Here is a 15,944-nt window from a genome sequence, read left to right as displayed (position 1 = left end):
GGGATTATTCGGATTGTCGGGATTGAGGGGATTATTCGGATTGTCGGGATTGAGGGGATTATTCGGATTGTCGGGATTGAGGGGATTATTCGGATTGTCGGGATTAGTGGGTTGATTGGTAGTGACGATCGCACTATTGCCTTGAGTGTAAGAATTGATAAAAGATTGCCCCTGAGTAATCGTACCCAAAGCATTGCTGGCGATCGCCCCAGCAGTACCGTTAGCCGTCGCATCTCCCACCGAAAAAGGCGTCGGCGGATTGACATCGCCACCGCCGTGACGGATCGTAACTGTGCCGGGTTGAGTGTCGCCAAGAGTCGAGATGCTAATAGGAGTGCCGTTTTGGTCAAAAGTACCCGTCACTCGAACTAAACCCGGAGTTGCGATCTCAACATTACCGCCCGGAGCATCGATCGATCCAACACTAATATCATTTTGAGCGTTAAGATTTACTGTAGAAGTGCGATCGGCACTAACAACAGGATTAACATTTATTCGCCCAATTGCGATTTCGTTCCCCGCTAAAATTCCCACACTTTCGGCAGCACTTATATTACCAGTGCTGACAGTTCCCCTGCTGCTAGTGACATCAACTGCAACTCCCTGCAAATCCCCTGAATTCACATCGAGCGGCGCTGTTAAATTGACATTTCCTGTTGTGGCGCCGGTATTGCCAATATTAATCCTTCCCGAAGTGCTATTTACATTAACTCCCACGCCCCGCAAATCCCCTGAATTCACATCGAGCGGCGCTGTTAAATTGACAGTATTTTCTGTTGCTGTAGCGCGTCCAATATCAATACTTCCCGAAGTGCTATTTACATTAACTCTTGTTCCTAGCAAATCCCCTAAACTGACATTTCCAGAACCTATTATATTAATATTCCCAAGAGATGTAGTATTGCCGATCGCAATATTTCCCCGATCGCTCTTGAGCTCGACTGATCCCCCCAGCAAACTCCCTGCATTTAAGTTGCTGGTTGCTCTCAAAGCAATCGTAGCCGCCGGAGCATTGATGGAATCAACGCTAATATTAGTTTGGGCGTCTAGATTGACTGTAGGAATGATGGGATTAACTGGATTTGTGGCGACAGGATTAACAGTTATTGCCCCTGTGTTTATTTCCTCCTGTGCCGCTATAATTCTGACATCTCCAGAAGTAGCGATCGCACCCGTATTAACACTCCCATTGCTGCTGTTAGCACTGACAGTCGCAGCGGTGAGATTCCCTACCGTTAAGTCCCTAAAAGCTGTCAAATTGATATTTTCAGTTGCGGTAATATTGACTGGTGTAGTATTAGGCACAATGGTATTGGGATCGGTCAAAACTCCCAATGCCCCGGAGTTACTGGTAATATCAACATTAGAACCCTGCAAAGTCCCAAAATTCACATTGCCAAAAGCTCTGAGTTGGATCGCCCCGGAAGTCCCAGTATCGATCGACCCTGTTACTATATTGCCTCGAACAGTATTCAGACTAATACTGCCGTTGATATCAGCACGAGAAATATCACTTGTCAATATAATATTGTCATTAGCTTGAATAATAATTGTCGAACTAGACGTTAATCTGCCCCCAACTACCACAGCCCCTTCCCTGCTTTCGAGATTGATTTGACCGCTGTTAATATCTCTAGTTGTAATACTTCCCGGCGCTGAAAAAATTACAGGCCCGCCGGCCGAAATATTTTCAACAGAAATCAAATTATTCGATAGTAATGAATCTATAAATATTGCATCTTCACCTAAACTGTCAGTAGCAGGATTAGGAGAATTAGCCAAATTTTGCACTCCCGCCCGCAGAATTAAGGCCGGACTGCTGGTTAAAATAGAAATATCTGGATCGCCACTCACATTTTCTCTACCCAATGCAATATCGGGGCCGGTAATTGTAATATTCTCGGCAACAATGCTCCCCTTCGCCTCGACTTTCAGCGAAACTCCGGTATAATCTCCAAAGAAAACATCTCCTTCCGAACTGATAATTGGGTCAAATAAACTGACAAAGTTTCCCGGCATTCCCGACAAATTGCGAATCGAAAAATTGCCACCAGAAACAAAGTGAGAATCTCCCGAAATAACGCCGTTGCTAACCAAACTCAAATTGCCGCCGCTTTGGAATTGCGGGGGAAGAGATAAGCCGCCGATCGCATTTTGAGTGAGAATATCAATAGTGCGATCGGCTTGAATGTATAAATTCCCCCCAGCCTGCGCCAAAAAAGGATTCTGGGCGCTGTCCCTGACCCGCACCGCATCCCCACCCAGCAAACTCAAATTCCCCGTAGTTTGCAGCCTGGCGCCCGCTAACGTGAGATTTTCCGCAGCCCATAAATTCGCACCTCCCGCATTCAACTGCGGCAGCCCAGACACATTAGCAGCAATCGCCACATCCCCAGAATTCACCTGCAAACCCGAACCCACAAGCCGCACAGAACCGTCATCCGCAACCGCAACACCAGCCGCCTGATTTTGCCCAGTACCTGTCAGCAACTGCGGCAAAGCAACAGGATTCAAAGTCTGTTGAGAATTACCAAAATTTCCGCCCGTTGCTATTTCCAAACTCAACAAATGCCCCGGTTGACTAATGCGTAAAACATTATCTCCGGGAACAGCAGCAACAGTAATTTGCCCGCCCGGGGCCGACAACTGCCCGGTACTAACAACCGTACCGCCAAGCAAAGCCAAATTTTGCCCCGGAGTCACAGCCAAATTGCCAGCATTAACAATACTTCCGGGTACACCCGCACCAAAATAAAAAGCATTTGGCGTACCAACCAAGGCGCTAAAATTATTTGTACCCGCAGCATTAAACCAATTTGAACCAAAACCGACACCAGTAGCAGTAGTTGCAGTAAAAGCCGCCGGCACATTCAAACTCGCGTTCGGGCCAAACACAATCCCCGCAGGATTAATTAGAAACAGATTAGAATTGCCGCCCGTGACAGTAATTAAACCGTTAATTACCGAAGCGTCCCCGCCAGAAATTCGAGCTAATATATTCTGAATAGCCGAATTAGTCAGAAAATTAGCAATTTGACCTTCATTCAAGCCGAACTGCCCAAAACTGTGAAAAAGATTCGCGCCGTCTCCCGACAAACTGCCGCCGTTGATATCATAGCGGTTGCCGCTGGGGGTGACAACAGTACCCGTACCGTCAGCAGCAGGGACTATGGGCTGTGCTTGCGCGAAAGTATTAAAAATTAACAAAGAAAAGGGACAAATAAATAGCGCAACCTTTTTAATCTTTAAGTTGGCATTTTTCATAGCACCAAGTAAAACTATCGCAATTGCCTTAATTATCGCACTTGCAAACAACTTACCTCTAAATAACAAATTAATTCGCTCATGACAACTCCCAAAATCAAAAGCCTCTACACAGACGGCGCTTGTTCCGGCAACCCAGGCCCAGGCGGCTGGGGTGCAGTAGTTTGTTTCGCCGACGGCAAATGTCACGAACTCGGAGGTGGAGACCCCCAAACCACTAACAACCGCATGGAAATGCAGGCTGCCGTCGCTGCGCTGGAATTTTTTGCCCATTCCGGTCAAACCGAACCAGTCACCGTTTACACTGACAGCGAATACGTTAAAAACGGCATCACCAAATGGATTCAAGGCTGGAAAAATAAAGGCTGGAAAACCTCAACGGGCAAAGATGTTGTCAACCAAGACCTCTGGCATCTGCTAGACAAGCTGAATTCCCGGCAAATCAAGTGGGAACACGTCCGCGGCCACTCCGGCAACTTCTACAACGACAGATGCGATGAAATCGCCCGCAGCTTCTCGCACAATCTCACTCCCGAACTGCAACAGCACAAACCAACGGGAGACGAGGCCGGGGCGGGCACGGGGGCACCGCCCCTACACTTTGACAACACAATTGTTTGGGAAGAAACGGACACAACTGGTAACAAAACGATAGAATCCTATGTCATAACTTCTGACCTTCCGATCTCCAACTCTACCATGATGGATTCAACTGCCGATACCCTGGAGAACTTGCCCCGCGAGGTGAGGGTTCAAGACCTCCGCAATCTGATCGAAACGTTGCACATCGCCGACGAGGTTGCGACGAAAGGCTACTTGATTACCAGTTCTGAACTGGCTGATTTGATGGATGTAAATGCCAGCGCTGTCACCAGTCGCGGAGACAATTGGGTGTGGCGAAATTGGGTAGTTTCGCGGGTGCGACGCGAAGGCAACCAAATTCTCTGGCAATTAGAGAGAATCGACCACGTTAGTACAACTGATTAGTGGTTGGTCATGAGTTATTGGTTGATTAATAACTGATGACTAATGACTGTCTCAAAGCAAGATTTGGCAAAATTCCGTAGGGACACAACATTGTTGTGTCCTTTTAGTCATCAGTTTAGTAAACAGACTACTTAACATCAATCCCAGTTAAAAGAAAGAATCCAACTGTCTGTAAGCCCGTGATCAAAACCCTCATAAAATCAGTGATTTCCCATCGAAAATCTCAAATCGAAAATCCAAAATAGCATGAGTATCAGCTTGCGAACAGTCATTGCTACCAGGTATGTCACTCCCTTGCGCGAGGGCGGCTCGCTACCAGCGATCGTCGAAGCCGATGATGATGGTTTGTACGTGCTCAAATTTCGCGGTGCGGGCCAGGGAGCCAAATCTCTGATCGCCGAGCTAGTGGCGGGAGAGATTGCTCGCGCCTCCGGACTCCCTGTCCCCGAACTCGTCTTTGTTGAACTCGATCCCGAACTGGCTCGCACTGAGCCTGACCCGGAAATTCAAGATTTGATCCGAGCAAGTGCAGGCCTCAACCTCGCCCTCGACTATCTTCCGGGCTCCATCACCTTTGACCCGATAGCGGGGAAGTCCGAGGCGGATTTGGCCTCAGAAATCGTCTGGTTCGATGCTTTTGTGACCAACATCGATCGCACGCCGCGCAATGCAAATATGCTGGTATGGCACCGCCGGCTTTGGCTGATCGATCACGGTGCAGCCCTCTACTTCCACCACACCTGGAAAGATTATCTCTCGCGCAGCCGCGATCGTTTTCCGCCAATCAAAGACCACGTTCTGCTGCGTTTTGCCAGCACGCTGGAAGCGGCTAATTCAAAGATGACTCAAACGCTAACGCCGGACATCATTCGCAACATTGTTAAACTAATTCCTGATACTTGGCTGGTGGGAGATTCTCCTTTCAGCGATCGCAACCAACATCGGGATGCTTATATTGAGTACCTGCTAAATCGGCTAGAATCACCACATATTTTTTTGGAGGAGGCGATTAGTGCCCGATCGATTTCTTTATGATTATGCCATTATCCGCGTCGTTCCCAAAGTCGAGCGCGAGGAGTTTATCAACGTCGGGGCGATCGTTTCCTGCGGTACGAAAAAATTCCTCGAAGCCCGTATCGAAATTGATGAACAGCGCTTGATGGCGATCGACTCAACCTTGGATCTGGAAATGATTCGCAATCACCTAGCAGTCATTCCCATCATTTGTGCGGGCGGCAAGGAAGCTGGCGCGATCGGTCAACTTCCCCACAGAGAGCGCTTTCACTGGCTCGTAGCACCCCGCAGCACGATCGTTCAGACATCGCGGGTACACACTGGTTTTTGCCAGAGTCTACCGGGTGCGATCGAACACTTGCTCGATACAATGGTGCGATCGTCAAGTCGATTTTAGATTTTAGATTTTAGATTTTAGATTTACTCATTAGTTCAATGGGGTAAAAATCTGGGGAGTATGGGGATAAACACCTAAATCAATTTATCTGGGAAGCAAGTTGAGTTGAACTCAAAGCCTAATTATTAAAAACTTTTCACAATTGAGCGGTTTCTCCCCTGCTCTTTAGCTTTATATAATGCTTTATCAGCCGCAGCAATCAAGATTGAGGGGTCACAGGTGTGCTGTGGAACTACACTGAAAATGCCCAGACTCAAGGTGACGTATTGATTAACAGCAGATTGAGGGTGAGCAATTTTAAGATTTAGCACTTCATGCCGCATCGCCTCAGCAACTTGTAGCGCTCCTTCAGCTTTTGTACCAGGTAGAATGACAGCGAATTCTTCACCTCCGTAACGAGCCAATAAATCTGCCGGACGCTTAATAGCACGGCTAATCGCTTGAGCCACTTGCTGCAGACAGGAATCCCCGGCTAAATGACCGTAAGCATCATTGTATTTTTTGAAATAATCAATATCGCCTAAAATCAAAGATAGGGGTAATTGCTCTCGTGCCATCCGTTGCCACTCTTTATTGAGAGATTCATTGAAATGACGGCGATTAGCGACTCCTGTTAAGCTATCTAAAGAGGCGAGACGCTGTAGATCGAGATTAGCTTCAACTAAAGCAGATTCAGCTTGTTTTCGAGCTTGAATTTCCTGTTGTAGAAAAGCATTTTGCTCGGCGATTTTCTGTGATTGCTTCTGAAGTTGGAGATACAGATTGCGGATAATTAGTTGGTTTTTAACGCGAGCTAAAACTTCGGCTGCCTGAAATGGTTTAATAATATAATCTACCCCGCCAACCTCAAAGGCTTTTACTTTATCAAATACATCATCAAGAGCGCTGATAAAAATTACTGGAATCTCCGCTGTTTGTGGATGAGCTTTGAGCAAGGAGCAAACTTCATAGCCATCCATTACTGGCATCAAGATGTCAAGTAAAATCAGAGCGGGGGGAGCATTTTGGGCAACTTTTAAAGCTAGCTGACCGTTAATTGCCCTTCGGACTTGATATCCAGAATCGGTAAGGATAGCGGACAAAACTCGGAGGTTGTCTGGATGATCGTCAACGACGAGGATGTCCCCAAAGAAAGCGGGTACTTGATGGCTATTCATTACTAGATGCTCGGATTAAATCAAAGAGTATATCTAAGCGAAAGTTATTAACCAAATCTCTCAGGGTGTGTGCTAAACTTGCCTCGCTTTCCGGAATTTGGTCGATTAGCTGCAATATTACCTCGTCGTTGGCACAAAGCACCTCTTGTCGAAACTGTGCTAGCCACTCAGAAGGCATGACGTTTAGATCCTCTGGTGTTAAGTTTCTCGGTGTTGCTGGCTGGGGTGAGCTATGCGACAAATCCTCTTGATAAAGATAACGGACTCCTAAGTGTTGAGCCATCTTGTCCAATAGCATCGACTCTCGGAAAGGCTTATGTATAAAGTCATCGCAGCCTGCTGCGATAATCTTGGCTCGATCTTCTTCAAAAGCGCTAGCAGTTAAAGCAATAATTTTTGTTGGGTTAGTAGGTGATGAGTTGGCAGGTAAGTTGATATTCTCTCCAGCTACTGCACTTTGCTGTTCCAAAGCTTTTATTTCTCTAGTCGCTTCGTAGCCGTCCATGACGGGCATTCGCATATCCATCAAGATTAGGTGCGGTTTCCAGGTTGACCACAAAGCGATCGCTTCTTTACCGTTAACCGCTTCTCGCACTTCAAATCCTAACGGTTCCAGTATTTTTAAGAGCAACTGACGGTTCTCTTCGACATCCTCAACAACTAGAATGCGGTACACAGGTTGATTTGGCTCTAATCCAATAACTTCCTGGGTAATTAATAAACTCTTCTCATCAGGTTCAGCAACCTCGCTCGCAACGATATCGAATGTGAAAATTGTTCCCTGACCGAGTTGACTGCTGGCCGCAATCTCTCCTCCCATCATCTCTACGAATTGTTGGCTGATGGGTAAACCCAACCCCGTTCCTTGCATCGATTTGCGACCCGATTCAGTTTGGACGAAGGGGTCAAATAAAGTTTCAATTTCATTGGGAGCAATGCCGGGTCCCGTGTCTTCAACTTCAAACAACAAATGAGTTTTTGATACGAGATTTAGGGAGCGATTTTTTTGCGATATCCGACCTTTTTTCACTCGCAAGACTACCAGGCCAGACGCAGTGAATTTAATTGAGTTTCCCAGCAAATTAATTAAAATTTGACGCAATTTATTTTCATCACTTTGTATGTATTGGGGAAGATCGGAAGCTCTTTCAAAGATTAGGTGCAAGCCTTTGGAAATCGCTTTGAGTTTGAGCATCTGTTCTAAATCGTCAAGTAGCTGATACAGGTCAAAGCGATTTTCGTTGAGTGTTGTCTGACCCGATTCAATTTTGGCCATTGACAAAATATCGTTGATTAAATTAAGCAAATGTTCGCCACTTTGATTGATGATTTTTAGCTGTTCTTTGTGCTCGGAGGAAAGTGAACTACTGCGAACCATCACTTGGCTAAAACCGAGAATGGCGTTGAGAGGAGTACGCAGTTCGTGGCTCATGTTGGACAAAAAGCGGCTTTTGGCGATGGATGCGGCTTGGGCGGCTTGGAGGGCTTTTTGCAAGGCTGCTTCTGCCTTTCTGCGATCGCTCACATCTATGGCGTGACCGACGGCTCGAATTGCTCGTCCGTTTGCATCTCGCGCGATCGTGCCGTAATCTGACAGGTAAACGTAATGACCGTTGCGATGGCGCAGTCGGTATTCGACCGCGTAATAAATTTGAGTGGGAGTGCTAAATGCTTCGGCTAGCTGCCCAGAAATGTTCGGTAAATCTTCTGGGTGAAGGTGTTCGTTCCACCACTCGAACTTAGCTTCAGCTTCTTCAGGACGGTATCCAACGGCATCAAACAGTCCTTGCGTTCGCAAAACAGTATTTTGTTGGAAATCCCAGTCGTAAATAAATCCTTTTACTGCCGATGCTGCAAGTTGAAAACGTTCGTTGCTTTCTTGCAGCGCTTGCTCCATTTGCTTGCGATCGCTAATATCGAAAGCTAAACCTTGAAGCACTTGAGTCTTTCCGTCAGCACAAAAGACAAGATTGGCTCGATCCCTGACCCAAACCGTTCTGCCATTGCGAGTTATCATGCGATATTCAACGCTCAATGGCTCTCCCGTAGAAATAGTAGTGTTTACGGCTTGCCAAACGCGATCGCGATCTTCTGGATGGACGAAATCTGCCCAACTATTGAAGAAGCCAGCAGTCCAATCTTCTGGAGGAACTTCCAGCAATTGTTGCAGTTGCGGGCTGATATAAGCTTCCTCGGTTGTTGCCTCAAGCGGAGAGATATAAACGACTCCGGGAATTTGTTCGATTAAGGTGCGATATTTATACTCTGCCTGTTTGAGCTTTTCTTCTGCAAGTTTGCGATCGGTAATATCTAAGATCACCCCATGCCAAACTTTAGAACCATCTTCGCGGCATTCGGGTTGGGCTTGGGCCCGTACCCATCGTTGTTTCCCAGAAGGAGCAATACTGCGCCATTCAGAAGCGATAGGTTGCAGGTTTTGCAGGGAGTAAGAAATTGCTTCTTCAAAACTGGGTCGGTCGTCGGGAGAAACTTGGTTTTCGAGTAGATTTCGATCTTCTAGGATCTGCTCCGGCTCAACTTCAAATATGTCTCGGCAACCGAGACTGATATATTCAAACTTAGCCGAACCATCGGGATAGTATCCAAAGGAGTAAAGGGTTCCCGGAATGCTAGCTGTCAAGTGTTTGAGCCGACCTTCGCTGAGGCGCAGCGCTTCTTCTGCCCGTTTGCGATCGGTAATATCTTCGATAATGTAGGACAATCTCGGACGACCGTCAGAGGGAACTGAAATCGGGCAAACGCAGGCAGAGAGCCACTTATGACCTGTAGGAGTTTCGCGAACGTATTCAAATCGTACCGGAGCCAGAATTTTTACAGCTTCCCGGTAGTGCCCCAGCCAAAGGTCTAGGAGCGATCGCGGCACCCCTGATTGACTCACGAATAGATTCTGTAGCGCCTCTGGGGTGATGCCCAATAACCGTGATGTTGCTAAGTTAGCAGAAATAAGCAAACAGTCATCTTCATACAGCTCCACAATACCCATCATCATGGCACTACTGTTAAAGAAAGCTCGCAGAGTAGATTCGCTCTGCTGCAACGCCGTTTCCATTCGTTTCAGTTCGGTGAGGTTACGCAGACTCGCTACCACTCCTGAAATCCTGCCATCTGCCTCTAAATAAGGAGCGTAGGTTGCGCTGAGAAATTTCTCTTCGGCGTTGGGATATGTAACCCAGAGTTCGTATTGAACGGTTTCTCCATTGAAACATCGATCTACTTTAGGTTTGATTTGATTTTCAAACAGGTCTGTCCCCAATACTTCAATAACAGTACGTCCGAGTATCTCTTCCTGAGAGCGGTGATGCCAATTCAAGTATGCTTGGTTAACAACTTGATAGGTGTAGTTGCGATCGACTAAACAAATTGCATCAGTAGTAGCGGCAACAATCTTTTCATATCGTCGCAGGTTGTCTTCAGCAAGTTTGCGAGCGGTAATATCTCTTCCTACTGATTGCAATTCTACGAGCTGAGCGTTGTCATCAAATATGCCTCGGTTAATCCATTGCGTCCAACGGATTTGTCCGCAAGCAATGACTCGATTTTCAATAGTCACAACCGGATTTTGCCAACTAATTTTATTGACGCATTGAGCCACATATTCCCGGTCTTCTTCAAGCACAACGGGTTCGTAGTTATATCCCACAAGTTTTTCCCGCGTTATGCCAAAAAATTGACAGTAAGCCTCGTTGACATAAGTAAAAGTGCCACTAGGTAACAACCGAGCAATGAGTTCTGTTTGATCTTCAAGAATGGCACGATAACGCGCTTCGCTTTGCCGTAGTGCTTCTTCTGCGCGTTTGCGATCGGTAATATCAGCGAACGAACAAACAACTCCCTTAGGAATAGATTTGTCAGGTCGAAATATAGGTTGGGTATTAATGGAAATCCAGGTAAAACTACCATCTGGTTTGTGGACTCCCATCACCACGTTAGAGCAAGCTTTGCCCGTTCGCAGCGTCACCATTGCCGGGTGTTCCTCTCCGGGAAATGGCGAACCATCTTCGCGAACCGCTCGCCAAGCGGGATCGAGAGAACTCCGTCCCATCATTTGCTTGCGAGACAAGCCCAAAATGCGTTTGGCACTCGCATTACAAGTCCGAATCGTGCCGTTGGCATCTTGCAAGACAATACCCTCTGCCAGTGCTGTTATGACAGTCCGATACCGTTCTTCACTTTCTTGCAGTGCGGCTTGCGATCGCTTGCGTTCGGTAATGTCGCGCACCAAACAGACAACCTCATCGGCACCACTTTTGACAATCCGCGTTTCGTAACTGTGGATACCATCTGGTTTATCGAGGTCGTGTTCGTAAATTTGTAGCGTTCCGGTTGTCACTACGGCTTGGAAACGTTCCAGCAAGTCGGCTTTAATTTGTTCGGGAATGGGGGTGTCCTGTAGCTTTGTGCCAATTAGCATTTCGCGCGGCACCAGCAAGGAGCTGTCATTTCCCGCTACATCTAAATAAGTGCCATCTACCCGATGCCGTAACATCAAATCGGGGATAGCACTCAAAAGCGCCTGCATTCGTTCTTCGCTTTGCCTGAGCGCGGTTTCTGTCTTCTTGAGTTCGGTAATATCTGTAGAAATACCGCACAGGCCATAAACATCGCCGTCAGAATTTTTTAGAGGAACTTTGGTTGATAAAACGTAATGTAGCTCTCCATTACTATCGATTCCAATTTCCTCAAAGCGATGGACAAGACCGCTTTTTGTTACGCGATCGCAAGTTTCTTTGTAAGCTAGAACAAATTCTTCAGCAAAAAATTTGCAATCGTTCGCTCCGATAATTTCAGATGCGCTACACCCAAAAAATTCCTCTGTTAAGCGATTGACATAGGTGTAGGTGCCATTCAAATCTTTGATATAAATACAGGCACCTGCATTTTCGAGTATGGCTGATAGTTTCGCTTCGCTGCCTCGTAATTGGTCTTCTATTTGCTGGCGCTCCTCAATTTCCTGCTCTAATTGAGCATTGATTTGCGTCAGTGCAACCGTGCGTTGTTGCACCTGATTTTCTAAATTTTGGTTGTACTCTCTTAACAGTTGTTCTGATTGTTTACGCTCAGTAATATCGGTAATGGTGCCGATGTAACCGATGGTGTTGCCATCGATATCTGTTTCCGCGATCGCTTGTGTCCACACCCAAATAATGCTGCCATCACGTCGCTGCAAGCGGAATTCGCAGTCATAGGGAATGCCTTGTTGTACGAAGCTATACCAAGCAGTAATGACGCGATCGCGATCGTCTGGATGCAGTATTGTTGACCAACCCTCACCGATTAATTCTTCTAAAGAAAGTCCGGTCATTTGTAAACAGCGTTCGTTGCCGTACACGCAATAGCCTTGAGTATCGTTACGGTATATGCCAACGGGGGCGGTTTTCGCCAAAGTCGCAAAGCGCTGTTCGCTTTCCTGCAATGCTTTTTCTGCTTGTTTGCGTTCGGTAATATCGATAAAAATTCCCGTAGCAAACCAGACATTTTCAGATTTTATTTTTTTAGCAAGCAAAGTGTTAGATAACCACCGCACATTTCCATTTTTATGGTGGAATCGATACTCGATAGTTATCTGATGTCCGGCATACAAATCTTCCATTGCTGGCAGAACGATCGCCTCCATGTCTTCAGGAGGAATTCTAGATAACCACAAACTCGGATCGGCAGCAAATTCTTCTCCTTTGTAGCCGAAAAGCGCTTCTCCATTCGGAGAATAGTAGTTGTATTCCCAGACTCTATCGGGATGAATGCGGGCGGAGGAAATAAAGGCTGCTGTATTGTCGAGCAATTCTTTGAGTCTGCTTTCCGATGTTTGCAGGGCAACTTGTGCTTGTTTGCGATCGCTAATTTCGTGCCGCAATTCCTTATTCGCTGTTGCGAGTAAGGCAGTGCGTTCTTTGACTCTGACTTCTAACTCGTCGCGAGCCTTTTCAAGAGCAGCTTCTGCAAGTTTGCGATCGCTGATATCGCGCGCGATCGCCAAAACCGATTGCACCGAGCCATCGCTGCCAAACTCAGGAACCACGCGAGAAGCATAATAACTTAGCCCTGCAAGTGATATAATTTCATATTCAATGTTTTGTTCGCGACCTGTTTCAAATACTTGCTCAATGGTTGTGCGCCAAAGATTAACTAACCCTTCTGAAGCACCCAATTCGTTAATAGTTTTACCGATAAATGCCGCAGGAGGAATTCCCGATTGTCTTTCAACTGTGGGGTTGATATAGAGATAGCGACATTCCCGATCTAAGCGCATGATAATGTCGGGCGCATTTTCTACCAGAGCGCGGAATTCTTGTTCTCGTTGTTGCAGGGCTGCCTCTGCTTTTTTGCGTTCGGTAATATCGATCGCGACTCCACCAACTAACATTTCCCCTGATGAACTGGTCAGCGGAAACTTATAGACCAAAAACTCGCCCAGGCTACCGTCTGTAAGAAGACCTAGCTCAATTGCTTCCAGGGTTCGATCGGTTTCTAAAACTTTACGAATATTCTTTAAATATTCTCGTACCAACTCTGGTGGATGTATAGAAGCAAGGTTGATTTTGCCAACTAAATCGGTTGACAAGTTGAACATTTGGGAATAGGTTTGGTTGAAGTAAAGAAATAGCCCATCTCTATCTGTAATCCAAGCAGCAGTGGGACTAGCATTCATAAATGCTTGGAAACGGGCTTCACTTTCTTGTAAGGCGGCTTCTGCTTGTTTGCGTTCGCTAATGTCGCGCAGAAAAACAGTAAAAACTTTTTCTCCTGTTAATTCCAATTGAGAAATTGAGGCTTCAGCCGGAAATTCCGTGCCATCTTTACGACGACCCATAATCTCGCCGCGCTTACCCATCTTCCTTGCTGTTTGGGCGGATTGGGCAAATCGATCTACGTGCTGGCGATGACTTGCCGCAAAGCGTTCTGGCAAAAGTCGGTCGAGAGTCTGACCGAGCATTTCCTCGGAAGTATAGCCAAAAATTCGTTCCGCTCCCTGGTTGTATAGAGTAATGCGTTGGCTGGAGTCTACCGAGATAATGGCTTCGTCGGCAATGTCTAGAACCCCAGAAAGACGGGCTTGAGAGGCTCGCAGTGCTTCTTCTGCGCGATAGCGATCGCTGATATCGCGGGCGCAAGCAAAATTGTATTCTTTCCCGTTAAATTCTAGATAATTTAGCGTTATTTCTACGGGAATAATATCGCCATTCCTCGTGTAGTGTTGTGAAGTAAACGCAAGTGTTTTTTGCTCTTTAAGATGTTGCCAGTGCTGCGGCCATGCTTCGATGGGGAAATTAGGATCGCCATCCCAAACGTGCATCGATAGCAACTCTTCGCGAGAATATCCTCTTTGCTCGCACGCTGTTTCGTTCACCCGCAAAATTTTGCCCTTGGAATCGATCCAGGCGAGGGCGAGAGAGGAGCGTTCGAGGGAAAAGTCGGCCAGCAGCAGTCTTTCTTCTATTTGCTTGCGTTCGGTAATATCTTCAAATAAATAAAGTCGTCCGAAATAGCGATCGCTAACGTCGCGAATTTGTGTCGAAAAACGGCGAATCGTGCGCCCATCCCTAAAAGGAATTTCATCTTCAACAACGGCTCGATTCTCTTCACTTTGCAGCGGTTTGCAGGACTCGGCAAAAGCCGGAACATCTACAAGCACGGGCAAACAGTCAGGAATGATATCGTTATTTTTTAGTTGACCCCGGTGCATCTGTTCCTCTAGGTGTTCGATGCCCCAGATTTGGCAGAAGCGGTGATTGAAGTAGAGAATGTCATCGCTACGGTTATCTACCACAAAAAAAGCGAGTGGCGAAGCATCAGTCATCGAGCGCAGCAAGGTTTCTTTCCAGCGCAGCTCTGCTTCAGCGTCCTTGCTTTCTGTAATATCCGTAGAAGAACCCACCATTCTAATCGCATTGCCGTCGTCATCCCAGAGTGCCTGACCGCGATCGAGAACCCATTTATAAGTTCCGTCCTTACATAAAACGCGGTGTTCGGTTTCGTAGAAAGGTGTTTTTTTAGCAAGGTGATTTTGGATTGCTTCCATCACCCAGGCAAAATCGTCTGGATGGACTCGTTTAGCCCATTCATCTAGATGGTGGGAAATTTCGCAGTCTTCATAACCCAGTATTTTCTTCCATCGCGCTGAGAAAAAAACTTGATTCGTTCCGACATTCCAATCCCAAATTCCATCATTGTTACCCCGCAACGCTAACTGCCAGCGTTCTTCACTTTCTTTCAAAGCGTTTTCTGCCTGCTTGCGTTCGGTGATATCCATGCTGACGCCGAGCAAGCGAGTGCGCGAATCGCGATCTACTAAAGGCGTTAGGGTGGTGAGAAAGCAACGAATCTGTTCTCCAAAAGGCAGATTCTCCTCATAAGAGATTGTTTTACCTTGCTGCAAACAGTCGTAGTAATGTGCCCGAATAGTGGCAGCGGTCTGCGAGTCCCACAGTTCATCCAGTCGTTTGCCAATCCAATTCTCAGCTAAAGTCCCAGTGGAAGATTGAATGGCTCGATTCATGCTGACGACTTGAAATTCGCCATCCTCAAGCTGTTCCACAACCCAAAGGGTATCTGTGACTGAGTTATAAATGTTGCTTAAGAACTGCTCCCGCTCTTGAAGGGTTGCTTCTACCTCGATACGCTCTCTAATTTCCTGCTCTAGTTTTCGATTAGCTGCCTCTAGCAGTGCGGGATTGGGGAGTGCTAATATTTTTGGGATTAACGGCACCAGGGCTATAGCTGTCACCACTGAAACCAATGCGGTGATGGCTTTGAGGCAGCCACTCAGCCAATAGGTAGGATGCCAAAGCGTCCAAATATCCATCAGGTGAGTGGTGCCGCAAGCGATGATAAAGCCGCTAAATAGCAGAAATATCCAGGAATAGGGCAAATCTTGTCGCTTGCGAACAAAATAGAGCAGCGTGATGGGAATTGAATAATAAGCCAGGGCAATCAGCGAGTCGGAAGCGATATGAAGACTCACCAATCCTGGCTTCCAGAGATAGCAATGCCCGTGAGGGATAAACGATCCTATAGTAAAAAGGTTTTTCCAAAGTTCCAGCATTTTCTTCTAACTGCAATAACGACTTTTGCGATCGCCTCGGGAGGGTAAAAACTCGCCTGAAACC

At 46.7% G+C, this 15,944-nt stretch carries 6 protein-coding genes; 3 read left to right on the top strand and 3 right to left on the bottom strand.

Annotated elements, in window-relative coordinates:
* A partial coding sequence (locus QUA99_RS08135; RefSeq protein WP_333235564.1) for a two-partner secretion domain-containing protein occupies window positions 1–3,264 on the bottom strand: 3,264 nt, incomplete at its 3' end.
* 81 nt (window positions 3,265–3,345) lie between these two features.
* On the opposite strand from QUA99_RS08135, the gene rnhA reads away from it, so the two are divergent.
* The 3 genes from rnhA to QUA99_RS08120 all read left to right on the top strand — a co-directional run bounded on the left by rnhA (window position 3,346) and on the right by QUA99_RS08120 (window position 5,662).
* On the top strand, window positions 3,346–4,251 hold the full coding sequence (gene rnhA / locus QUA99_RS08130) for a ribonuclease HI (protein WP_333235491.1): 906 nt from the start codon (window positions 3,346–3,348) through the stop codon (window positions 4,249–4,251).
* Between the two features lie 246 nt (window positions 4,252–4,497).
* Window positions 4,498–5,286: a HipA family kinase gene (locus QUA99_RS08125; protein ID WP_333235492.1), complete on the top strand. Its 789-nt coding sequence runs from the start codon at window positions 4,498–4,500 to the stop codon at window positions 5,284–5,286.
* On the top strand, window positions 5,264–5,662 hold the full coding sequence (locus QUA99_RS08120; protein WP_333235493.1) for a DUF3037 domain-containing protein: 399 nt from the start codon (window positions 5,264–5,266) through the stop codon (window positions 5,660–5,662). Before QUA99_RS08125 ends, QUA99_RS08120 begins: the two co-directional genes overlap by 23 nt.
* 125 nt (window positions 5,663–5,787) lie before the next feature.
* On the opposite strand, the gene QUA99_RS08115 is transcribed toward QUA99_RS08120, so the two are convergent.
* Both QUA99_RS08115 and QUA99_RS08110 read right to left on the bottom strand, forming a co-directional pair.
* Complete coding sequence (locus QUA99_RS08115) at window positions 5,788–6,819, bottom strand: PleD family two-component system response regulator (RefSeq protein WP_333235494.1); 1,032 nt, start codon at window positions 6,817–6,819, stop codon at window positions 5,788–5,790.
* A complete protein-coding gene (locus QUA99_RS08110; RefSeq protein WP_333235495.1) occupies window positions 6,812–15,799 on the bottom strand; it encodes a PAS domain S-box protein in 8,988 nt (2,995 codons plus the stop codon). The genes QUA99_RS08115 and QUA99_RS08110 overlap by 8 nt, the downstream gene beginning before the upstream one ends.
* Window positions 15,800–15,944 lie beyond the last annotated feature (145 nt).

Source organism: Microcoleus sp. F10-B2, from assembly GCF_036704965.1.
In the GTDB taxonomy this organism is placed as follows: Bacteria; Cyanobacteriota; Cyanobacteriia; order Cyanobacteriales; family Microcoleaceae; genus Microcoleus.
This window is presented reverse-complemented; position numbering and strand designations above follow the sequence as displayed.

Bases quoted from the DNA above. Each gene is read 5' to 3' on its own strand.
- QUA99_RS08125 (WP_333235492.1), top strand. From the start codon at position 4,498: ATGAGTATCAGCTTGCGAACAGTCATTGCTACCAGGTATGTCACTCCC.
- QUA99_RS08115 (WP_333235494.1), bottom strand. From the start codon at position 6,819: ATGAATAGCCATCAAGTACCCGCTTTCTTTGGGGACATCCTCGTCGTT.
- rnhA (WP_333235491.1), top strand. From the start codon at position 3,346: ATGACAACTCCCAAAATCAAAAGCCTCTACACAGACGGCGCTTGTTCC.